We start from the raw sequence: 22,664 nt of genomic DNA on the forward strand, positions 1-22,664 counted from the left end.
CGGGCGGTACCTTCCAAGTGTCCAGGGGGGACTTGATCGGGGGGTCAGGTTGAGCAGTGGGCGCATACGTGTGGCTCGGCCCGGAGAGCTCGGCGAGGGGGAGAGGGAGCGCTGGCGCGCGCTGCGCGCTGCGTCGGAAGCGCCGCGCAACCCCTTCATGGAACCGGAGTTCAGCGATGCCGTCGGTCTGGTGAGGCCGCGGGCGCGGGTCGCGGTGGTGTACGAGGGGCTGGAGCCGGTCGGCTTCCTGCCCCATGAGCGGGGCCCGTTGGGGCAGGGCCGGGCGATCGGACTCGGCGTCTCGGACGCGCAGGGCGCGATCCTGCGGCCCGGCCTGGACCTGGACACGGGTGAACTGCTGCGGGCCTGCGCGCTGTCGAGCTTCGCCTTCGACAACCTGGAGGCCGAGCAGCGGCTGTTCGTCCGGTACGCGGCCGAGGAGCACGCCACCTACGTCATCGACGTGGAGAAGGGCTACGAGACGTACGAGTCGGTGCTGCGCGCCCAGTCGCCGAAGTTCCTGAAGACGACTTTGGCCAAGGAGCGCAGGCTGGGCCGGCAGGTCGGCGACCTGCGGTTCGTCTTCGACGAGCGCGACCCGGCCGGGCTGCGCACCCTCATGGAGTGGAAGTCGGCGCAGTACCGCAGGACGGGCCGCCGGGACCGGTTCGCCCGGGAGTGGATCACCCGGCTCGTGGGGCGGCTGGCCCGGACCCGGGCGCCGGAGTGCAGCGGCACGCTGTCCGTGCTGTACGCCGGGGACCGGCCGCTGGCCGCGCACTTCGGGCTGCGCTCGGCCTCGGTCCTGGCCTGCTGGTTCCCGGCCTACGACCCGGAGTTCGCGAAGTACTCGCCGGGTCTGGTGCTGCACCTGCGCATGGCCGAGGCGGCGGCCGCCGAGGGCATCGGCATGCTCGATCTGGGGCGGGGTGCGGCCGAGTACAAGGACGCGCTGAAGACGGGCGAACTGCCCGTGTACGAGGGCGCGGTGACGCGTCCGGGGGCGGGCGCGGCGCTGCACTGGCTGAGCCGCGAGCCGGCGCGCCGCGTGCACAGTTTCGTCCGCGGCAGGCCACAGCTCGCGTCGCTGGCCGCGCGGACCCTGAAGGGCGTGGCTCGGCTGCGCCGTACCTGACGACGAGGGGGTGGGCGCATGGCGCGTTCGGCACGTGCGCAGGAGGAGATACGGCGGTTCCTGGACATCGGGGCGGTGCAGGTCGCCGAGCTGGACCTCGACGGCGACGAGGCGGTGCTCAGACCGGGCCCGGGGAGTCCACCGGTGACGCACGGCGAGGTGTTCGTGCTGGTCAGGCGAGGTGGGCGGCCCGTGGGGACGCTGCTCGCGCGAGTACCGGAGGGGGCGGACGCGAAGTCCGTGCTCACGGCGCGGGCGCGGGCGGAGTGTGCGCCGGCGCCCGCGCCCGCTCGTGGACCCGGGGCAGCCGGCGACCCCGGGGAAGCCGGCGAGTCCGGGGCAGCCGGCGAGTCCGGGGAGCCGCCGTACGCGAGTGTCGTCATCGCGACCCGGGAACGGGCCGGGCAGCTGGCCCGGGCGCTGGACTCGCTGCTGGCGCAGGACCATCCGCGGTTCGAGATCGTGGTCGTGGACAACGCTCCCGTGACGAGCGAGACGCGGGAGCTGGTCGAGCGGAAGTACGCCGAGCGCGTGCGGTACGTCCGCGAGCCGGTGCCCGGCCTCGCGGTCGCGCACAACACGGGGCTCGCGGCCGTGCGGGGCGAGGTGGTCGCCTTCACGGACGACGACGTCGTCGCCGATCCGCGCTGGCTGACCGAGCTGACCGCGCCCTTCGCCGCCGACCCCGGACTGGGGTGCAGCACCGGGCTCATCCTGCCCGCGCGGCTGACCACCCCGGCCCAGGTACTGCTGGAGAGCCACGGCGGCTTCGCGAAAGGCTTCACTCCAAGGACGTACGACCCGGCGCGTCCCCCGGGCGACGAGCCGCTGTTCCCGTTCACGGCGGGGCGGTTCGGCTCGGGCGCCAACATGGCCTTCCGGACGGCCGCCCTGCGGTCCGTCGGCGGTTTCGACCCGGCCACCGGTGCCGGCACGGCCGCCCGGGGCGGCGACGACCTCTACGGCTTCGTCCGCGTCCTCGCCCAGGGCCACCGGCTGCGCTACACCCCGTACGCACTGGTGTGGCACCACCACCGGGAGACCTGGCGGGACCTGGAGACCCAGGCGTACGGCTACGGCGCCGGACTCACCGCCTATCTCACCGCGGTGCTCGTGAACCGCCCGGCGCTGCTGCCGGCGTTCCTCGCGCGGCTGCCCCGGGGCCTCGCCCACGCCCGCACGCTGACCGCCGTACGCGAGACGGAGGGCGGCGGGGCGCCGGGCGACCACGACGTGCGGACGCACCCGTGGCCGCGGCGGCTGTCGCGGTTGCAGCGCAGGGGGATGGTGTACGGGCCTGTCGGCTATCTGCGCGCGCGGCGGGCGCTGCGCGCGCGTGTTGAGGGGGCGAGATGAGGGCGTCTGCACGCACGCGTGGTGAGAGGCGAGGGGACGGCAGAGGCCGGGCGGAGCGGGGTGCGCAGGACGGTGAGGGGCCGATATCGCCACCGGGTGCGGCCGGCTCCCCGGCCATCCCGGTCTTCCTGTACCACTCCGTGACGGACGACCCGCCCGACTGGATCGCCGAGTTCACGGTCACGCCGAAGCAGTTCGCCGCACATCTCGACGCCGTGGTCCGCAGCGGCCGTACGCCCGTCACGATCAGCGCGATCGCCGACCACCTGGCCGGGCGCGCACCCCTGCCGCCCCGGCCCGTGCTGCTCACCTTCGACGACGGCTTCGCCGATCTGCCCGGCCCCACCGCCGAGGCGCTGGCCGAGCGGGCGCTGCCCGCCACCGCCTATCTCACCACCGGCGCCATCGCCCCGGGCGGCCGCAGTCTGCTGCCGCCCGCGCCGATGATGACCCTGGACCGGGCGGCGGAGCTGGAACGTTACGGCATGGAGATCGGCAGCCACACGGTCACGCACGCACAGCTCGACACCCTGTCCGGCAAGGAACTGGCGTACGAACTGCGCTCGTCGAAGGCCGTGCTGGAGGACGCCCTCGGGCACGAGGTCCGCCATCTCGCCTATCCGCACGGCTACAACAGCCCGCGCGTGCGGGCGATGTCGGCCCGGGCCGGCTACGAGACGGCGACCGCCGTGCGGCACGCGCTCAGCTCCGACCGCGACGAGCGCTACCGCATCGCCCGGCTCATCGTCCGGCGCACCCACACCGTCGCCGACGTCGAGGGCTGGCTGGCGGGTGCGGGCGCCCGGGTCGCGCCGTACCGGGACGGGCCGAAGACGATCGCGTGGCGTTGGTACCGGCGGGCCCGCGCGGTGGTGCGCGGGCCCGAGTTCGCGGGCTGATCCCCGCCCGGGTTACTTGAGCGGCTGGTTGAAGTAGGGGTCGGCGACGGTCTCGCGCAGGCTGTCCCAGGCCGCGTCGTTCGCCAGGGCCAGGTTGCAGTGCGGTCCGGGGTCGCGGTAGTTCCACTGGAGGGCGGCCTTGACGCCCTCCAGGCCCTTCAGCACCCCGGGCACCTGCGCGTACCACTCGGCCTGCCGCTGCGGGCGGGCCGAGTCCGCGGCGGTGCCGAACTCGGAGAGCATCAGCGGCTTGTCGTCGGAGATGTTCTTACGGATCCACTCGTGCGCGGCGTGCTGCGTCTGCGCGAAGCTGAGCCAGCCGGTCTTGTGGCAGCGGTAGTAGTTGTACTGGTTGTAGCCGACCCAGTCGACGTACTCGTCGCCGGGATACATCGCCTTCATCTCGTCGGCGTTCTCGAGGTAGCCGGTGGTGATCCACGTCCACACCACGTTGTCGACGCCCAGTTCGCGGAACCGGTCGTGGATGTGCCGGTACGCCTTCACGTACTCGGCGGGGGTGCCGTTGTCCGGGGTGCGGGTGTCCATCTCCAGGTCGAAGGAGAGGAACACCTTCTTGCCGTAGTCCTTGATGCGCTCGGCCTGGACGTCGATGACGGTCCTGTCCAGCTCGCCGGAGGCGATCTGCTTCCAGGTCGGCTGCTGCTTCTTCGTGCCGCCCCACCACTTGCTCTCCCAGGACAGCAGCAGCAGGCGGTCCTCGCCGACGCGCTGTTCCTCCGGGGTGAGCAGCTGGCCCTCCCGGCGGGTGCCCTCGGGCAGGGACATGTCGTGGTACGTGTACACGATGTCGAGCTCACGGCCGACGCGCTTCTCGTAGGCGCGGACCTTCTCCGGCAGGTCGTTCCTCTCGTGCGGCACGAACGCCCCGAACCAGGCGCCGCAGGGCGGTTCCAGGAGCGCCGTGGGGCGGCAGTCCGCCTTGGAACCGGCGGCTCCCGGGTCCGGCCCGGAGGCGTTCCGCAGGGCGAGTGCGCCGACCAGGACCGCGCTGACGATCGTGGCGGACGTGATCAGCAGACGGCGCCGGCTCGATGTGAACGGGCCGGCGGACGGCTGCTCCTCGTGCGGCTGGGGCCTCCTGCGGTGCTGTCCGGTCGTGGTCGGCTTGCGGCGGAAGGGACGGTGGGGACGGTTGAACCTCACGGAGCAGAACCCTTCGGTGTCCTCGGTGTCGTCCTCGGCGGCGGGGAGGCGCGCAGCGGCGGGCAGAACGCGGCGAGTGTGGTCAGCAGCGTCAGCGTCAGCAGCAGCCGTTGGGCGCTGAAGGTGTGGGTGGCGATCAGCACGGTCGCGACGAGCATCACGGCGCCGATGCTCAGGAACAGCACCAGCATCAGCCGCTCCAGCAGGTCGGAGTGGCGGGTGAAGTCCGGGTCCCGGCGCTCGACGGGCCCTTCGGCCGGCCGCGCCCCCAGCGCGGGGGCGCAGACTCTGACCACGACCGCGCCCGGGCCCGCCGCCAGGAAGAGGACGACGGCGGCGCCCCGCAGCGGCGATCCGCCCGGCAGCGCGAGCGCGGCGAGCGCGAGCCAGCCGCCGAACGGCGGCAGCATCCGGACCACGAGTTCCTGCGGTGTCATCGCTCCGCTCCCCCGCCCTGCTTCAGTACGTAGAGCCATCCGGCGCTGTTCTCCGCCACGAGCCGGAACCGTGGTGAGGCGGCGACGGACTTCTGTATCCGGTCCAGCTGCGCCTCGTCGAGCTGTCCGTTCATCTCGGAGTTGGCCAGCTGCCCCTGGGTGAGCAGGAAGTAGGCCCGGGCCGGCCGCTCCACCCCGGCCATGTCACTGGCGAGGGTGCCGGCCGGGTCCTCGACGATCCGGTCGACGTGGCTGCGGGCGTCGTCGAGGAACCAGTAGTGGTCGACGCTCCAGTAGGAGGCGTACGCGAGCGGGTAGTTGCGGTTGGCGGCCACGACGAGCGAGCCGTCGGGCGCCTGGTCGAAGAGCTGCCGTACGAGGGCCACTTCCTGCGGCGGGAAGTAGTTGATCCGGTCCTTGCCCGAGTAGGCCGGGACGAACGCCAGGGTTCCGCCGAGCAGTGCGGCCAGGCCCACCCATGTGCCGGTCCCCCGTCCGCGGCCCCTCACGGGGGCGGCCTGCCGGCCGGCGGCCTCCTTCGCCGCGGCGTCGGCGGCCAGCGTACGGACCTTGGGCAGCAGCGCGGCGGCGGCGAAGAACGCGGCGCCGGGCAGCATGAACAGCAGCACCCGGAAGATCATCTCGCTGCCGTAGCTGCTCGCCGCGAACATCGGCAGCGGGGCCGCCGCGATCAGCAGCAGGGGCCGGGCCCGGTGCCGCAGCACCCGTTGGCGCAGGACGCCGAGGGCCGCGAGCAGCAGGACGGAGCCGGACAGCAGCCGGGCCGCCCAGGAGGTCGCGATCGCTCCGGTGCCGGTCGGGGTGGCGCCGTACCCCGTCTCCACGTTGGCGCCGACGTCGCCGACGGAGCGGATCATGTCCGGCATCGCCGCGGACAGGAAGGGCAGCGCGGCCGTGAGACACCAGGCCAGGAAGATCACGACGGTGGTGACCACCGGGACCCAGTCGCGGTAGCGGCGGCTGAGGCACAGGGCGAGCAGGCAGACGACCAGCATGCCCGGGGTGAGCTGGTGGGAGATGACGATCGCCGTGATCATGACGGTGAGCACCAGCGTCCACACGGCCGGCCGGGGCCGTCCGCGCTGCCCGGCGGACCGGCCGAAGCGGCGCAGGACCACGGCCAGGACGCCGACGTGCAGCGCGTAGGCCACGGACTGGGGGGAGAAGTAGTCCTGCCCGACCCAGTTGGCGACGTAGAAGAGCCAGACCGCGGTCCAGATCAGCCGCCGGTCCTCGGTGAAGGTGCGGTAGATCAGCAGCAGCGGGACCAGCAGCATCAGGCTGGAGACCAGGGGCCACCAGGCCATGAACATCGCCGCCGAGTCCACGCCCAGCAGCCGCATCAGGGCGGCCTGCGCGGCGAAGAAGCCGGGCCACTGGTCGTACACCGCCATGTCGCCGACCTGGTCGGCGGTTTGCAGACCGCCCGCCGTCAGCAGGTGGTCGATGACCGCCTCGTGCTTCCACGCCCAGGCGTACAGCGGGGTCGGGTAGACCACGGCCTGCGTCACCCGCTCCATCACCAGCAGCCCGAGGACGTACGCCGCCGCCCAGGCACCCGGCCGGCGCGGATCACGGACCGTGAACCAGAACCCGGTCGTGAGCACCACGAGACCGGCCCAGAAGGTGGGGTGCAGCGCGGTGACCAACCCGTAGTCGTCGAGCCGCGAGACGTCTGTGTGCCGCATGGCGTACGCCCACAGGGCGAGCGCGACGAGCAGCGGTACGCCGGGCCAGGCCGGAGCACGCCGCCCGGACCGGGCAGGGGGCAGGTCGGACAGGTCCGTCACGGGCTCATGGGCGGGGCTCGACGACTCCGAGGAGGAGGGGCTGGAGGACTGGCTGGAGACTTCGGGGCTGCTGCCGGGGGTGCTCGCGCCGTCCCGTGCGGGTGTGGGTTCCGGCGTGGATCTCTCCCTCGGAGTTACTGGCGGACGCACGGTGGTTCCCCCCTGGCGGTTCGGCTCTGTTCGGCTCTGGAGCTTGATCAGTCGCTGGGTCGGCCGTTCGGCCTATTGCGGTGCGGTAGCCCCATGGCCGACGCGACGCGGCGACAGACCGGCAGGAGCAGGACGAGTACGGCGAGTACGGCGAGCAGGGGCGGCGCGACCGGTGCGAGCGCCTCACGCCACACCCAGCCGCCGACCGCGACGAGATACAGAACCCCCCAGCGCCCCGGCCACGGCAGCCGCCCGCCCGCGCTCGCGAGCAGCAGCCACAGCGGTACGAGGCACAGCAGCTGGCAGACCGGCGGCGCCCAGCGAAGCAGCGGCTCGGGCCCGTCGAGCCCGAACGCCTCCGCGAGGAAGCCGGCCGTCTTCCCGTACAACGCCCCGTCCACAGGCCGCGGTTCCCGCCCGAGCGCGACCGGTGCGGCGTACAGGGAGAGCAGGGCGGCGTACAGCGCCGTGCCGGGCAGCCACGGGTCGCGGCGGGTGCACAGCGTGACGGCGGCGACGAACACCACGAGCAGCAGGCCTCCCGCGGTGAGCGACGGCAGCGGCAGGCCCTCCAGCAGCTGACGTCCCGTCAGTGCCGCTTCGGTGGCACGGTCGAGCCAGGGCAGGTCGCGCAACGGCGCCCAGAAGAAGACGGTGGCGACGGCGAGCAGGCTCCAGAGGGCGCCTCTCAGCCGCCGCTCCCGGGTGTCGTCCTCGGCACCGGCGGTTGCCTCGTACCCGGGGGTGTCCTCGTAGTCGGCGGATTCCTCACGCTGAGGTGCTCTCGGCTCCCCGTGACTGCCGCGGTCCTCGCCCGCGTCCGCCGGCTCGACGGCCTCGGCGCTCGCCCCCTTCTCCGCGGCGACCGGATGGTGCGGCCCGTCCGGATGCTGCGGCCGCACGATCAGCGCCAGCGTGTCCGCCTGGAGCGCCTCACGCTCATATCCGGGGCGCCCTATGAACAACGTGACCGTGTCCTCGTCGCCCTCCTTGGGCTGGTACGCGGCCCGGCGGGCCCAGGTCGTGCCGTACCCGGCGGTGGCGTTCAGTTTCGCCCAGCGGGTGCCGTAGGAGGGATGGGAGGGATCGGCGGGCGTACGGACCGCGGGGGCGCTGTCGTTGCGCCGCAGTGCCGCGCGCAGCCCGGCCGTGGAGACGACGGCGATCAGCGTCATGCTCAGCAGCACCGCCCAGCCGGCACCCGCGATCCCGGCCGGGGTGAACAGCACGGCCGCGCTGCCCAGCACCAGGACGCACATGGCGCCCTGGAGCGCGGCGAGCACACCCGTGCGCCCCTGCACGCGCAGTACGCCGATGTACAGCTCCACCACCACCCGCGGCAGCGCGCCGAGGGCGAGCAGCCGCAGCACGGTCGAGCCGTGCTCGGCGTAGTCCGGGCTGAAGGGCGTGAGGATGTAGGGGGCGAAGAGGACCAGCACCAGCACGACCGGGACCAGCAGCAGCGTCATGCGCCGCAGGGCACCCCGGACTCCGTCGGCGAGCTGTCGCGGGTCGTGGGAGGCGTGCGCGGTGAGGGACGAGGCCATGTTGATGGCCATGAACTCCATCGTGCCGCCGACGGTGTACGCCACGTAGAAGTAGCCGTTCTCCGCGGCGCTGAAGCGGACCGCGACCATCACCGGCAGCAGGTTGATCATCGCCAGGCTGAACAGCGCGCCCAGCGAGTCCCCGGCCAGGAAGCGGCCCATGTCGCGGAATTTCGGGGGCTCTTTGTCGCGCTCGAGTTCGGCCTGGCGGGGGATGAGCCGACGGAAGATCAGCCAGCCCAGCGGCAGTGTGGAGAAGGCGATCGCGACGGCCCAGGAGACGAAGATGCCGAGGACGGGCAGCGTGCCGGCGAAGACGGCCAGCAGGACCAGCTTCCCGACCGAGAACACCGCGTTCCCGGCCGGCACCCACTCCGCCTTGCGCAGCCCGGTGAGCACCCCGTCCTGGAGCGTGAGCAGCGCCCAGGCCACGCACGCCGCGACGAACACCGCGCCCGCCATGGGCGTGCCCAGGGGGGCGTACGACGCTCCCCACGCGTCGAGGGTGAGCAGGAAGACGGCGGCGGCCAGCGCCACGATCAGGGAACTGGCCGCGTACGTGCCCCACACCAGCCGCCCGGTCTCCCGTCCCGCGCGCGGGACGAAGCGGACCACGGCGCCGATCATCGTCGTCGCCGTGATGCTGGCGAGCAGCCGCATCGCGGCGATGGCGGCGGAACCCTGGCCGACGGCCTCCTCGGAGTAGTAGCGGGCGGCCACCAGCCAGAACCCCAGGCCCAGTACGGCGGACACGCCGGTGCTGAGCATGAGGAAGTACGCGTTCTTGAACAGCGAGTCGTGCGTGTGCTCGTCGACGGCGGGCTTCGGACCGCCGCCGTCGGCGCGCGTGGTGGCGGGCTCGTGCACCTGGATCTCAGCCACGGGACTGATCCAGCCTCCCCGGGGCCGGCCTGCCGCGGGGCGGTTCACCCGGAGCCTCGACCGGCCGTGCCCCGGACCGCTCCAGCACCTCGACGACCGTCCGGGCCCGCAGCGGGTCCACGGGCAGCGCGTGCCGCGCGAACCAGCGGGCCGCCTCGGGGGCCGGTGAGGGGTCGGTGAACTCCGCGCCGGCGTAGTCGTCCAGGGGCGGGTCGTAGAGGTAGCCGACGACGACGCCTTGCCGTGCCAGCGCGGCGATCGCCGCGTCCCGGTCCGCCACGAACAGCGGGACGCGGAACAACGGCTGGGTGCCGTACGCGTCACGCGGCTTGGCCCAGGGCGTGGACAGCAGCAGCTCCGTGCCCGCCCGGCAGGCGTCCAGCACGTCGTCCAGCCGGTCGAGCTTGTGCCCGATGCGCCGCAGCCGCAGCCGGCCGGACTCCTGGCGGTAGTCGTGCATGTCGACGCGTACCCAGGGGTGGTGGGCGTCGAGCCCGGGCGCCCGGCGGGCGGCGCGCGCGAGTTCGTCCGGGCGCAGCGGCATCCGGATCTCCTCCCGGTCCGCCAGTCCCAGCAGCCGGATCGCGGCCCAGGCGGCGCGCCGCAGCCGCAGCCCGCGCACCGCCCCCTCCGCGTACGGCCGGATCGCATAGGCGAGTTCGGAGCTCAAACGGCGCGGTGCGAGCAGTCCCGCGCAGGTCTTCCCCACCGCCTCCCGCAGCCCCGGGTCGGCGAGGGAGAGCATGCCTCCGGCCTTGGCTCCGACGTGCTTGGACAGGCTGAACGCGGAGGCGTCGCCCCACGCCCCGACCGGCCGGTCCCCCACCCGGCTGCCGATGGCGTGTGCCGCGTCCTCGAACAGCGGGATGCCCAGCGCGTCGCACTTCTGCCTGAGGCGGGGCGCCGGGTCCGGGTTCCCGTACAGGTTCGTCGTGAGCACGGCCGACACCGATCTCCACGTCCCGTCCGGCACGGCATCGATGTCGATGGACGCGTCGAGCGGGTTCAACGGCGCCTGCACGGGGCGCAGTCCGGCCGCGAGCACGACGAAGAAGATGACGTCGTCGTTGACCGGCGACATCAGCACCCGCCCGCCGGGCGGGCACCAGTGGCGCAGCGCCACGTACAGCCCGAAACGACATGACGGTACATACACACATTCCCGGCCGAGCCGCACGCGCATGGTCTCTTCCAGCCGTTTGAGCTGCGAACCATGCCGTACCGAGCCCGGACCGGCCTCCCCAATGGCCATCCGCCCCCCTGGTGTGCCGTCGGAACGCCCCCTCCCCGAGGCCTTCCGGCACCCGCCCAGAGTCGCCCCGTTCGCACCGCTCCGTCAAGATTGCGTCGCGTCCTGTGGATAACTTCCGGCACGTACGAATGGGGCGTCCCGTCCGCCGCGCCGGAGTCGCACCGTCCGGTCCCACCCGGGCCCACCTGCCCCGTTCGTCCGTGTCCGCCTCCTCGGACACTGCCCAGGACCGGTGTGCCACCCGTAACGTGTGGCACGACCACGAACACGTGGCGACGACATGGCACACCCGAAAGCGAGGCAGCACCCGATGCCCCCCTTCGATGTCCCCGAGGGCGACCCCTTCGGTCCGCACAACCTGCCGTACGGCGTGTTCTCCCTGCCCGGTTCCTCCCACCGGACCGTGGGCGTCCGGCTCGGCGACCACGTGCTGGACGCCGGCGCGGCGGCCCACGCCCTCGGCTCCCCGTACGCCTCCCTGCTCGCGCGGCCGACCCTCAACCCGCTGCTGGCCGCGGGCCGCACCGCCTGGTCGGACGTGCGCCGGGCGCTGACGGCCTGGGTGTCCGTGCCGTCCCACCGCGAGACCGTCGAGCCGATGTTCCACCCCCTGTCCTCGGTGACCCTGCACCTCCCCTTCGAGGTCGCGGACTACGTCGACTTCTACGCCTCCGAGAACCACGCCCGGAACGTCGGCCGGATCTTCCGCCCCGACGCCGAGGACTCCCTGACCCCCAACTGGAAGCACCTGCCGATCGGCTACCACGGCCGCTCCGGCACGGTCGTCGTCTCGGGCACGGACGTCGTACGCCCCTCGGGGCAGCGCAAGGCGCCCGCGGACCCGGCTCCCGTCTTCGGTCCGTCCGTCCGCCTGGACATCGAGGCGGAGGTCGGCTTCGTGGTCGGCGTGCCGTCCCGGATGGGCGAGCCGGTGTCCCTCGACGACTTCCGCGAGCACGTCTTCGGCCTGTGCCTCCTCAACGACTGGTCGGCGCGCGACATCCAGGCCTGGGAGTACGTCCCGCTCGGCCCGTTCCTCGGCAAGTCCTTCGCCACGTCGGTGTCGGCGTGGATCACCCCGCTGGACGCCCTGGAGGAGGCCCGGGTGGCCCCGCCGGCCCGGACGCACGAGCTGCTGCCCTACCTGGACGACAGCGGCGAGGAACCCGGCGGCTACGACCTGCGGATCACCGTCGCCGTGAACGGCCACGTCGTCTCCGAGCCGCCCTTCTCCACCATGTACTGGACGGCCGCCCAGCAGCTGGCCCACATGACCGTCAACGGCGCCTCCCTGCGCACCGGCGACCTGTACGGCTCGGGCACGGTCAGCGGCCCGGCGGACCGTGAGCGCGGCTCCCTCCTCGAACTGACCTGGAACGGCCGCGACCCGCTCGAACTCCCCGACGGCAAGCGGACGTTCCTGGAGGACGGCGACGTGGTGACCCTGTCGGCCTGGGCCCCGGGGCCGGACGGTGTGCGGGTGGGGCTGGGCGAGGTGACGGGGCGGGTGGTGCAGGCCTGACGGCGCTCCAGACTCCCCATAGGGCTCCGGGTCTGGCCGACAGTCGCCCCTCCCGGCGCTTCTGATGCCGCTCGACTCCTGACTCACACCGCCCGGCACCGTCATACTGGGCGTCGGGCGGTGTGCCCGCACGTACGCGGTGCACGGCACGTTCGAGGCGCTCGCCGGTGTGCACTTCAGCCGCGTCACCGGTGCGCTCGGCAGCCGCCCTCCCCCGCACGACCCGTAGCCGCCCCTCTTCCGACCGACCGGAGCCCGTGGCCATGACTGTCTGCCTGCTCCTGCTGAGCGTTGTCGCCGTGACGGCCGCCGTACCCGTTCCCCGGGCGCTGACCCGGGCCGACTGGCCCGAGCGGGAACCGGTGGTCGCGCTGTGGGTGTGGCAGTGCCTGGTCGCCACCGTCCTGCTGTGCTGCGTGACGGCACTCGCCCTGGGTGCCGCCGCCGTCTTCGGCACCGTCCGCGCCCAGCTCTTCGCCCCGGCGCCGCCCGCGGTAACGGCGGCGTACGACCTGTCCACCGCCCCGCCCGGGGCGGCCGCCCTCACCCTGCTGCTGGCCTGCGGTGCCGCCTGGACGACCGCGCTGCTCGCGCGTGAACTCGTCGAGGCGCGCCGGCGCCGCGCCCAGGCCCGCGCCCACCTCCGCGAACGCGCCCCCGACCTGCCGGCCGGACTGCCCGCCGCCCGCGGCCCCCTCCTGGTCCTGGAGGACGAATACCCCGACGCCTGGTGGATGCCCGGCAGTCCGCCCCAGCTGATCGTCACCACGGGCGCCCTGCACCGCCTCACGGACCACCAGCTCGACGCCGTCCTCACCCACGAGCGCGGCCACGCCCACGCCCGCCACGACTGGCTGCTGCACCTGTCCACCGCCCTGGCCACCGGTTTCCCCCGAGTCCCGCTGTTCGCCCACTTCTGCGACCAGACGCACCGCCTGGTCGAACTGGCCGCCGACGACACGGCGTCCCGCCGCTGCGGCCACCTGACCACGGCCCTGGCGCTGATCGAGCTCAACCAGCACCGCGGCGTCCTGTCCTGCGCCTCCAGCCACCGCCTGCTGGGCGAGCGGGTCGACCGGCTCCTGGAACCGCCGCCCCGGCTGGGCCGTCGGCACCGGGCCCTGACGACCACCACGGCCGCACTGGTACCGCTGCTTCCCCTGCTGATCGCGTTCGCGCCGGGTCTGACCGCCCTGTCGTAACCGGGCGGGACCAGAGGCCGGTGGCGAGTCTCTGTCACAGCCGTGCCGGACCGGCGGCCGGTGGCGGATCTCCTCACCGGCCCGCCGAAAACCCAGCTCAACGACCGAACCGGTCGCACTCCCGATGGCGCAACATTCCCGCAACACCACTTTTCCTATCGGATAGGTATGGTCCGAGCCATGCCCAGTGACCGCATCCGAGACCACGCCGGACAGGGAGCCGCGACCACCGTCGCCGCCCACCGCGCGCGGCGCCGGCTGCGCGCCGACCGGGCCCGGCAACTGGCCGACCTGCTCCGCCGGCAGTTGCTCGCCGGCGCCTTCCCCGAGGGCACGCTCCCCCACGAGTCGACCCTCGCCGCCGACTACGGCACCAGCCGCAACACGGTCCGCGAGGCTCTCGACCTGCTGCGGGCCGAGGGCCTGGTGGAACGCCAGCCCGGCGTCGGAACCGTGGTCGTGGCCCACAAGTACCCCCACGGCCTCGACCGTCTGATGGGCCTCGCGGAAACCCTCCGCGAACACGGCCGGGTCACCAACGAGGTCCGCACGATGGGCCCCGCCCCGGCACCCGCGCCGGTCGCCGAACGCCTTCACCTCGCGCCCGGCACCGACGTCCTCTGCATCGAGCGCCTGCGCCGCCTCAACGGCCTGCCCCTGTCCCTCGACCTCACCTACCTCCCCCTTGACATCGGCACCGGACTGCTCGGCGCCGACCTGGAGAACACCGACGTCTTCCGCCTTCTGGAAGCCGTCACCGGACAAGCCCTCGGCCACGCCGAGATCACCCTGGAAGCGGTCAGCGCGGATCCCCACTCGGCAACCGTGCTCGAGGCCCCGCGCGGCGCCGCCGTCCTCATGCTGGAACGCCTCACCCACCTCGCGGACGGCCGGCCGGTCGACCTGGAGTTCATCCGCTTCCGCGGCGACCGCATCACCATGAGCGGCCTGCTGCACCGGTCCCGGTAACCAACCCGCTCGCGCAGATTCCTGGAGACAGCCATGACCTTGGCGCCCCAGCGGGCCGACGTGCCCGTGACCATCGACGAGTCGAAGTGCATCGACGGCTGCACGCTCTGCGTGGACATGTGCCCGCTGGACTCCCTCGCCACCGACGAGCGCAACGGCAAGGCCTACATGCATGTCGACGAGTGCTGGTACTGCGGCCCGTGCGCGGCCCGCTGCCCCACCGGAGCCGTCACGGTCAACATGCCCTATCTGCTCCGGTGAGAGGCCCGAACTCCCATGTCCCGAACCTCCCTGAAACGCACAGCGGTCACCGTCTCCGCGATCGTCCTCCTGCTCCCGTTGAGCGCCTGCGGCGGTGACGCCGAGGCCGGCAGCGGCTCCACGGTCACCGTCACCGTCGGCTACCAGTCCCGGACGATCAACACCGTCACGGCGGGCACCCTCCTCCGCTCCCTCGGCTCCTTCGAGAAGCAGCTCAACGCCCTGCACGACGGCGTCCGCTACAAAGTGGACTGGCAGGACTACGCCACCGGCGCGCCCATCACCGCCCAGATGACCGCCGGGAAGATCGACATCGGCTCGATGGGCGACTTCCCGCTGCTCATCAACGCGGCCCGCGGCAAGCAGCTGAACAGTCCGACCCGGCTGGTCTCGGTCACCGGCTACAACCTGCGCGGTGGCCTCAACACGGTCGTCACCGCGCCCGGTTCGAAGCTGACCTCCCTGAAGGACCTGAAGGGCAAGAAGGTCTCCACCAGCGTCGGCTCGGCCGCCGACGGCACCCTCGTGCGGGCGCTCCAGCGCGCCGGCATCGACCCGGACAGCGGCATCGAGAAGCTCAACCAGCAGCCGTCCGTCGGCGCGTCCGCCCTCGCGGCGGGCAGCACGGACGCGCTGTCGCAGTTCGTCGCCTGGCCCGGCCTGCTCGCCTACCAGGGCAAGGCGAAGGCGATCTACGACGGCGCCCGGCTGAACCTGCCCACGTTCCACGGCGTCACCGCACGCGAGGAGTTCGCGAAAGAGCGGCCGGCCGTGCTGGAGGCGTTCCTGAAGGCCCAGGCGGAGGCGACCGACTACCTGAACGAGCACCCGGTGGACGCCGCCGAGAAGGTCGCGAAGGCGACCGGCCTGCCCGCCGAGGTCGTCTACCTCTACAACGGCGCTCACGGCATCGCCACCTTCGACCCGGCGATCAAGCCGCAGCTCGTCTCCGCGCTGAAGCAGGACGTCTCGGTCCTCAAATCGGCGAAACTCACCGGCGACGTGGACGTCGACTCCTTCGTCGACGACCAGTACGTGAAGAAGGCCCTCGGAGCGAAGGCGTACGCCGAGCGTCTCGCCACGAAGCCGGCACCGGCCGCGAGCGAGGCCTGGCCCAAGGGCGCCTCCAAGACCGTCACCTTCACATCCCCCTCCGAACTGCTGCGTTACGTCGCCGGGCACCGCGACGGTCTCCGGGCCGCCTACGTCCCCGACACCACCACCGGCACCCTCTGGTTCGCCGACAAGGCCGTGTGGGTGGCCGACGGCGGCAAGCTGCTGCCCTTCGTCGCCCCCGACACGGCGCAGGCGTACGCCGCCGGGCACGGCGGGGCGCGTGTCGTCTCCTACGCCGACGCTCTGGAGCGGGCCTCGTGAAGCGGTATGTGCTCCGGGTGATCTCGTTGGCCGCCGCCCTCGCCCTGTGGCAGGCACTGACCAGCCTGAATGTCGACCTGTGGCTGCGCTTCTCGCAGTTCCCGACGGTCACCGAGGTGGCCCGGGCCTTCGCCGCCCGGATGTCCGGGCCGGACTACTGGACGGACCTCACCGACAGCCTCATCCGGATCCTCACCGGCTTCCTGCTGGCCGCCGTCCTGGGCGTGGCCACGGGCGTGCTCGTGGCCCGCTCGCGTCTCGCCGAGGACCTGCTCGGCCCGGTGCTGGAGGTGATCCGCCCGATCCCGGCCATCGCGCTCGTCCCCGTCGCGATCCTGCTGTTCCCCTCCAACGAACAGGGCATCGTCTTCATCACCTGCACCGCCGCCTTCTTCCCTGTCCTGGTCTCCACCCGGCACGCGGTGCGCGCCCTGACCCCCATGTGGGAGGAGGCCGTGCGCACCATGGGCGGCGGCCGATGGCGGATCCTCGGCTCCGTCGTCCTGCCGGGCGCGCTGCCCGGCGTGTTCGGCGGCCTGTCCGTCGGCATCGGCGTGTCGTGGATCTGTGTGATCTCCGCCGAGATGATCTCCGGCCAGTACGGGGTCGGTTACCGGACCTGGCAGGACTACACCGTCGTCGACTACCCGGGGGTGTTCGTCGGCATGGTCACCATCGGCGTGCTCGGCTGGGTCACCTCCACGGCCGTGGAACTGCTGGGCCGCCGCCTCACCCGCTGGCTGCCCCGCACCGCGTACGCCCCGGGCGCCCGGCCCTCCGGGCCCGTCCGGTCCCCGAAGCCCGCGCCGACCGCCCCCGCCGCCGTACCCGGCGGGTCCGCATCCGAGGAGGCACGCGATGAGCACCTCGTCTGAGACCGTCCTGAGCACCTCGCCCGAGGCCATCGCCGCCGGCGCCCCGGTCCACGGCACCCGGCTCGCCCTGTCCGGCGCCTCCCTCGGCCGCCCCGGCGCGCCCGCCCTGGACGGCGTCGACCTGGACATCGCCCCCGGCGAGATCCTCACCGTCGTCGGCCCCTCCGGCTGCGGCAAGTCGACCCTCCTGCGCACCCTGGCCGGCCTGCTGCCGCCGCTCGCCGGGGAGGTCACCCAGGAGGGGAGCCCGCTGACCGGTCCCTCGGCCGACCGCGCCCTGGTCTTCCAGGAGGACGCCCTGCTTCCCTGGCGCAGCCTGCGCGCCAACGTCGAACTCCCCCTCGCCATCCGCGGCGTGCCCCGCACCGAGCGCCGGGAACAGGCCCAGGCCTGGCTGGAGCGGGTCGGACTCGGCGCGCAGACACGGCAGTTGCCGCACCGGGTCTCCGGCGGCCAGCGCCAGCGCGTCCAGCTGGCCCGCGCCCTGGCCGCACGCCCCCGCGCCGTCCTGATGGACGAGCCGTTCGGCGCGCTCGACGCGCAGACCCGCGCGGGCATGCAGGCACTGCTGGTCGAGGTGCTGCGCGGCACCGGCGCGACCGTCGTCTTCGTCACCCACGACGTGGACGAGGCGCTCTTCCTCGGCGACCGCGTCGCCCTGCTCGGCGCGGGCGGCCTCATCGCCGTACGGGACGTGCCCCGCCCGCGCGACCGGGGCGCGCACGACGACCCTGCGCGCCTGGCCCTGCGGCGCGACGTCCTCACCTCGCTCGGTACGTGAAAGGCACCCCGGTGACCACCTCCGTGAACCGCCCTGCGGACACCCCCCTGGCCGTCCCGTCCCTCAGCGACGCCGAGGAACTGACCTGTGACGTCCTCGTCGTCGGCGGCGGCACCGCCGGCACCATGGCGGCCCTGACCGCCGCCGAGCACGGCGCGAACGTGCTGCTCCTGGAGAAAGCCCACGTCCGCCACTCCGGCGCGCTCGCCATGGGCATGGACGGCGTCAACAACGCGGTCATCCCGGGCCGCGCCGAACCCGACGACTACGTCGCCGAGATCACCCGCGCCAACGACGGCATCGTCGACCAGTCCACCGTCCGCCAGACCGCCACCCGCGGCTTCGCCATGGTGCAGCGGCTCGAGTCGTACGGCGTGAAGTTCGAGAAGGACGAGCACGGTGACTACGCGGTCCGCCAGGTCCACCGCTCCGGCTCCTACGTCCTGCCGATGCCGGAGGGCAAGGACGTCAAGAAAGTCCTGTACCGGCAGCTGCGACGGCGCGAGATGCGGGAGAAAATCCGCATCGAGAACCGGGTGATGCCGGTGCGTGTGCTCACGTCCGGGGGTCGGGCCGTGGGGGCGGCCGGCTTCAACACGCGCACAGGGCGGTTCGTCCAGGTCCGCGCCGGTGCGGTGATCCTCGCGACGGGCGCCTGCGGCCGCCTCGGCCTGCCCGCCTCCGGCTACCTCTACGGCACCTACGAGAACCCCACCAACGCGGGCGACGGCTACGCCATGGCCTACCACGCGGGCGCCGAGCTCACCGGCATCGAGTGCTTCCAGATCAACCCGCTGATCAAGGACTACAACGGCCCGGCCTGCGCCTACGTCGCCAACCCCTTCGGCGGCTACCAGGTCAACCGGCACGGTGAACGCTTCGTCGACTCCGACTACTGGTCCGGCCAGATGATGGCCGAGTTCGCGGCGGAGGTGGCGTCCGACCGGGGCCCGGTCTACCTGAAGCTGAGCCATCTCCCCGAGGAGTCGGTCTCCGCCCTGGAGACGATCCTCCACTCGACCGAACGCCCGACCCGCGGCACCTTCCACTCCGGCCGCGGCCACGACTACCGCACCCACGACGTCGAGATGCACATCTCCGAGATCGGCCTCTGCGGCGGCCACTCCGCTTCCGGCGTCCGAGTGGACGACCATGCCCGCACGACCGTCCCCCGCCTGTACGCGGCGGGCGACCTGGCCTGCGTGCCGCACAACTACATGATCGGCGCGTTCGTCTTCGGCGACCTGGCCGGCGCGGACGCGTCCCAGTACTCGGCGTACGAAGGGGAGTTGCCCGGCGAGCAGCTCCGGGAGGCGCACGAGCTGATCTACCGTCCGCTGCGCAACCCCGACGGCCCGCCGCAGCCCCAGGTCGAGTACAAGCTGCGCCGCTTCGTGAACGACTACGTGGCTCCGCCGAAGTCCGGTGCCCGGCTGTCGCTGGCCCTGGAGGCGTTCGAGCGGATGCGCGCCGACATCGCCGCGATGGGCGCCCGCACCGCGCACGAGCTGATGCGCTGCGCGGAGGTGACCTTCATCCGCGACTGCGCGGAGATGGCCGCGCGGTCCTCCCTGGCCCGCACGGAGTCCCGCTGGGGCCTCTACCACGACCGTCTCGACCATCCCGCTCGCGACGACGCGTCCTGGTTCCACCATCTCGATCTGCACAAGTCCCCCTCTGGTGCGATGGAGTTCACGGCCCGTCCCGTGGCTCCCTATCTCGTTCCGGTCGAAGGCTTCACGCCCGTCGGCGGCCTGTCCCGTTCCCTCGGCGAGGTCCACGCCGAGGACGTGGCGACGGCGGGGTCGCGGGTTGTGGCGCCGGTGGCGGCCGGGGCCGGAGCGGAAGACTCCGAGCAGGGGCCAACTCCCGGTGAGCGGTACGAGCCCTCCGCTCCCGCCCCGGAGCAGTCCTCCGCCCGCCTGCTCGAACTCGTCGCGCTCGCCGATGAGGAGCCCGAACTCGCCGCCCTCCAGCCGTACCTGAGCGACCCCGTGCCCGCGGTCCGGCGCGAGGCGGTCGCCGTGCTCACCGAGACGCTGCCGCCGGGAACCGGCTCCGCCCTCGCCGCCGCCCTGTGCGACACCGCCGCCGAGGTCCGAGCCACCGCCGCCGCCTCACTGCGCGAGCTCGTCGAGACACTCCCGCCGGAGCCCGAACTGCGCGACGGCCTCGCCGCCGCCCTGGCCGAGCCCGACCCGGTCGTCCGCACCGCCGCGCTGGACGTCCTGCGGGCCCTGCGCCTGGGCGACGTCGACCTGTTCGCGGACGCCCTGGCCGACTCCGACACAGCTGTCCGTATCGAGGCCGTGCGCGCGCTGGTGTCGGTCGACGCCGCCGGCGAACTGGCCCGAGCGGCCGTCACCGACCCGTCCCGCGAGGTCCGGGTGACGATCGCCAAGGGGCTGGCCACGGTGGGTGCGGAACGGCTTGCGGATGACCTCCCGCCGGGCACCGACCCTGCCGCCGGCCTGATCGCCGCGGCCCTCACCGCCCTCCTCGACGACCCCGACGCCCTGGTACGCGCCGCGGCCTACGGAGCACTGGGCACCACCGGCTGCCCGGCAACCCTCACCGAGCGCGCCGTGGCCGCCCTGTCCGAGCAGGCCTGGCAGGTGCGGGCCGGAGCCGCCACGGCCCTGTCCGTCGTCGGCCCCGAGGTGGCCGTCCCCGCCCTCGCCAAGGCCCTCGCGGACGCCAACGGCGATGTCCGCAAGGCCGCCGTCCTGGCACTGACCCGGCACCGCGCCACCGAGGAGGCCCGCGCGGCCCTCGCGACGGCGACGTCGGACTCCGACGCGGATGTCAGGGCGTACGCGGCACGGGCGTTGTGACCGGCCCGGCTCGCCACTCCCCGTGACTGGCCGGAGCCCGGCTCTATATCCAGTCGTCGGGCTCCGGCTCCGCGTCCATCTCCGGCCAGTGGTCCGGCTCCCCCGCGTCCTGACCGGCGGCGGCGTGAGCCGGAGCCTGGCCGGACGCCTGGGCCGAGGGTGAGCCGCCCGCAGGAGCAGAGTCTGAGGGCCCACCCAGCGACGCGAGGACCTCTAGCACGCCCTCCCCGTACGTCGTGAGCTTCTTCTCCCCCACCCCGCTGATCCCGCCGAGCTCGGCCACGGAGCTCGGCCACACCGTGGCGATCTCCCGCAGCGTGGCGTCGTGGAAGATGACGTACGCCGGGACGCCCTGCTCGCGAGCCTGCTCGGCCCGCCAGGCGCGCAGTGCCTCGAAGGCCGGCAGCAGTTCCTCGGGCAGCTCGGCGGCGGCCGTTCTGCTCTTGCGCTCGCCCCGCCCGGAGCCCGAGGACCCCGACGCTCCCGACCGGGAGGTCAGCGGCTTCTTCGGCTCCTTCCGCAGCGGCACCTCCCGCTCCCGCCGCAGCACCTCACCGCTGGCCTCGGTCAGTACCAGCGTGCCGTACTCGCCCTCCACCGCGAGCAGCCCCTGGGCCAGCAACTGCCGGATCACACCGCGCCATTCGACCTCGGTCAGCTCCTCGCCGATGCCGAACACCGACAGCTGGTCGTGGTCGAACTGGATCACCTTGGCGGTCCGCTTGCCCAGCAGGATGTCGACGATCTGCACCGCGCCGAACTTCTGCCCGCGCTCCCGCTGGAGCCGCACTACCGTCGAGAGCACCTTCTGCGCCGCGACCGTACCGTCCCAGGTCTCCGGCGGGGTCAGGCAGGTGTCGCAGTTGCCGCAGGCAGGCTGGTCCGGGTCCTGGCCGAAGTAGGCGAGGAGCTGGCCCCGGCGGCACTGGGCCGTCTCGCACAGCGCCAGCATCGAGTCCAGGTGGGCCTGGGCCCGCCGCCGGAACGCCTCGTCTCCCTCGCCCGACTGGATCAGCTTGCGCTGCTGTATGACGTCGTTCAGCCCGTAGGCCATCCAGGCCGTCGACGGCAGCCCGTCACGCCCCGCACGGCCCGTCTCCTGGTAGTAGCCCTCGACCGACTTGGGCAGGTCGAGGTGGGCGACGAAGCGTACGTCCGGCTTGTCGATGCCCATGCCGAAGGCGATGGTCGCCACCACGACCAGGCCGTCCTCCCGCAGGAAGCGTGACTGGTGGGCCGCGCGCGTACCCGCGTCCAGCCCCGCGTGGTACGGCACCGCCTCGATGCCGTTGCGGCTGAGGAACTCGGCGGTCTTCTCGACCGAGTTGCGCGAGAGGCAGTAGACGATGCCCGCGTCGCCCGCGTGCTCCTCGCGCAGGAAGCTCAGCAGCTGCTTCTTCGGGTCTGCCTTCGGCACGATCCGGTACTGGATGTTGGGCCGGTCGAAGCTCGCCACGAAGTGCCGGGCCGACGGCATGTTCAGCCGCTCGGTGATCTCCTGGTGCGTCGCGTGCGTGGCCGTCGCCGTGAGCGCGATCCGCGGCACGTCCGGCCAGCGCTCGCCGAGCAGCGACAGCGACAGGTAGTCCGGCCGGAAGTCGTGTCCCCACTGGGACACGCAGTGCGCCTCGTCGATCGCGAAGACGGAGATCTTCCCGCGGGAGAGCAGGTCGAGGGTGTTCTCCAGCCGCAGCCGCTCCGGCGCCAGGTAGACCAGGTCCAGCTCACCGGCGAGGAACTCCGCCTCCACCACCCTCCGCTCGTCGAAGTCCTGCGTGGAGTTCATGAACCCGGCCCGCACGCCCAGCGCCCGCAGCGCGTTCACCTGGTCCTGCATCAAGGCGATGAGCGGGGAGACCACCACACCCGTACCGGGCCTGACCAGGGCCGGGACCTGATAGCAGAGGGACTTGCCGGCGCCGGTCGGCATGAGCACCACCGCGTCGCCGCCCGCGACCACGTGCTCGATGACCGCTTCCTGTTCGCCGCGGAAGGCCTCGTATCCGAAGACCCGGTGCAGCGTGGCCAGCGCCTCGCTCGCCTCGGCGCCGAGGGGCCCGGCGGGGCCCCTGCCCGCACCGGTCCCGCTCGCGGTCACCGCGTCCAGTTCCGTCATCACACCCGTCCCGCCTGTAGCGACCATCGTTCCGTCCCCCGTGCGTCGCGCCTCGACCACTGCGTCCACCATAGGCGCCCGCACCGACAGCCCC

The 22,664-nt window shown here is 72.9% G+C and carries 17 protein-coding genes; 11 read left to right on the top strand and 6 right to left on the bottom strand.

Going from position 1 to position 22,664, the window contains the following annotated elements:
* Window positions 1-70 precede the first annotated feature (70 nt).
* The 3 genes from ABFX81_RS38190 (at window position 71) to ABFX81_RS38200 (ending at window position 3,390) form a co-directional block, all read left to right on the top strand.
* The gene (locus ABFX81_RS38190; protein ID WP_346139373.1) at window positions 71-1,135 is read left to right on the top strand and encodes a GNAT family N-acetyltransferase; all 1,065 of its coding nucleotides are present in this window, start codon (window positions 71-73) and stop codon (window positions 1,133-1,135) included.
* An 18-nt stretch (window positions 1,136-1,153) separates the two neighbouring features.
* Window positions 1,154-2,491 carry a glycosyltransferase family 2 protein gene (locus ABFX81_RS38195; RefSeq protein WP_346139374.1) on the top strand — a complete coding sequence of 446 codons (1,338 nt, stop codon included), beginning with the start codon at window positions 1,154-1,156 and terminating at the stop codon, window positions 2,489-2,491.
* 140 nt (window positions 2,492-2,631) lie between these two features.
* The gene (locus ABFX81_RS38200) at window positions 2,632-3,390 is read left to right on the top strand and encodes a polysaccharide deacetylase family protein (RefSeq protein ID WP_346139375.1); all 759 of its coding nucleotides are present in this window, start codon (window positions 2,632-2,634) and stop codon (window positions 3,388-3,390) included.
* A gap of 12 nt (window positions 3,391-3,402) precedes the next feature.
* On the opposite strand, the gene ABFX81_RS38205 is transcribed toward ABFX81_RS38200, so the two are convergent.
* From ABFX81_RS38205 to ABFX81_RS38225, 5 genes are all read right to left on the bottom strand, one after another.
* Window positions 3,403-4,554, bottom strand: coding sequence for a glycosyl hydrolase (locus ABFX81_RS38205; RefSeq protein WP_346139376.1), 1,152 nt, complete (start codon window positions 4,552-4,554; stop codon window positions 3,403-3,405).
* On the bottom strand, window positions 4,551-4,991 hold the full coding sequence (locus tag ABFX81_RS38210) for a hypothetical protein (protein ID WP_086847201.1): 441 nt from the start codon (window positions 4,989-4,991) through the stop codon (window positions 4,551-4,553). The genes ABFX81_RS38205 and ABFX81_RS38210 overlap by 4 nt, the downstream gene beginning before the upstream one ends.
* Window positions 4,988-6,802: a glycosyltransferase gene (locus ABFX81_RS38215; RefSeq protein WP_086847203.1), complete on the bottom strand. Its 1,815-nt coding sequence runs from the start codon at window positions 6,800-6,802 to the stop codon at window positions 4,988-4,990. Before ABFX81_RS38215 ends, ABFX81_RS38210 begins: the two co-directional genes overlap by 4 nt.
* A 197-nt stretch (window positions 6,803-6,999) precedes the next feature.
* A complete protein-coding gene (locus ABFX81_RS38220; protein ID WP_086847218.1) occupies window positions 7,000-9,381 on the bottom strand; it encodes a polysaccharide biosynthesis protein in 2,382 nt (793 codons plus the stop codon).
* Entirely contained in the window at window positions 9,374-10,633 is a 1,260-nt protein-coding gene (locus tag ABFX81_RS38225) for a DegT/DnrJ/EryC1/StrS family aminotransferase (protein ID WP_086847205.1), read from the bottom strand. Before ABFX81_RS38225 ends, ABFX81_RS38220 begins: the two co-directional genes overlap by 8 nt.
* Before the next feature lie 310 nt (window positions 10,634-10,943).
* Here ABFX81_RS38225 and fahA point away from each other — a divergent pair, with 310 nt between their 5' ends.
* The 8 genes from fahA (at window position 10,944) to ABFX81_RS38265 (ending at window position 20,454) form a co-directional block, all read left to right on the top strand.
* Window positions 10,944-12,155, top strand: coding sequence for a fumarylacetoacetase (gene fahA / locus ABFX81_RS38230; protein ID WP_346139377.1), 1,212 nt, complete (start codon window positions 10,944-10,946; stop codon window positions 12,153-12,155).
* A 263-nt stretch (window positions 12,156-12,418) separates the two neighbouring features.
* Entirely contained in the window at window positions 12,419-13,357 is a 939-nt protein-coding gene (locus ABFX81_RS38235) for a M56 family metallopeptidase (RefSeq protein ID WP_346139379.1), read from the top strand.
* 180 nt (window positions 13,358-13,537) lie between these two features.
* Window positions 13,538-14,326, top strand: a complete 789-nt coding sequence (locus ABFX81_RS38240) for a GntR family transcriptional regulator (RefSeq protein ID WP_346139380.1) — start codon at window positions 13,538-13,540, stop codon at window positions 14,324-14,326.
* A 33-nt stretch (window positions 14,327-14,359) separates the two neighbouring features.
* Window positions 14,360-14,587 carry a 4Fe-4S dicluster domain-containing protein gene (locus tag ABFX81_RS38245; RefSeq protein ID WP_086840040.1) on the top strand — a complete coding sequence of 76 codons (228 nt, stop codon included), beginning with the start codon at window positions 14,360-14,362 and terminating at the stop codon, window positions 14,585-14,587.
* Between the two features lie 15 nt (window positions 14,588-14,602).
* Window positions 14,603-15,964: an ABC transporter substrate-binding protein gene (locus ABFX81_RS38250; protein WP_346139381.1), complete on the top strand. Its 1,362-nt coding sequence runs from the start codon at window positions 14,603-14,605 to the stop codon at window positions 15,962-15,964.
* On the top strand, window positions 15,961-16,839 hold the full coding sequence (locus ABFX81_RS38255) for an ABC transporter permease subunit (protein ID WP_086840038.1): 879 nt from the start codon (window positions 15,961-15,963) through the stop codon (window positions 16,837-16,839). The genes ABFX81_RS38250 and ABFX81_RS38255 overlap by 4 nt, the downstream gene beginning before the upstream one ends.
* Window positions 16,823-17,620 carry an ABC transporter ATP-binding protein gene (locus ABFX81_RS38260; RefSeq protein WP_346139382.1) on the top strand — a complete coding sequence of 266 codons (798 nt, stop codon included), beginning with the start codon at window positions 16,823-16,825 and terminating at the stop codon, window positions 17,618-17,620. Before ABFX81_RS38255 ends, ABFX81_RS38260 begins: the two co-directional genes overlap by 17 nt.
* 11 nt (window positions 17,621-17,631) lie before the next feature.
* Window positions 17,632-20,454, top strand: a complete 2,823-nt coding sequence (locus ABFX81_RS38265) for a fumarate reductase/succinate dehydrogenase flavoprotein subunit (protein ID WP_428837257.1) — start codon at window positions 17,632-17,634, stop codon at window positions 20,452-20,454.
* Between the two features lie 43 nt (window positions 20,455-20,497).
* Here the strand turns inward: ABFX81_RS38265 and recQ are convergent, their stop codons facing one another.
* Complete coding sequence (recQ, locus tag ABFX81_RS38270) at window positions 20,498-22,570, bottom strand: DNA helicase RecQ (RefSeq protein WP_346139383.1); 2,073 nt, start codon at window positions 22,568-22,570, stop codon at window positions 20,498-20,500.
* Between the last annotated feature and the right edge of the window lie 94 nt (window positions 22,571-22,664).

The sequence above is a fragment of the Streptomyces coeruleofuscus genome (assembly GCF_039532725.1).
GTDB lineage: Bacteria > Actinomycetota > Actinomycetes > Streptomycetales > Streptomycetaceae > Streptomyces > Streptomyces coeruleofuscus.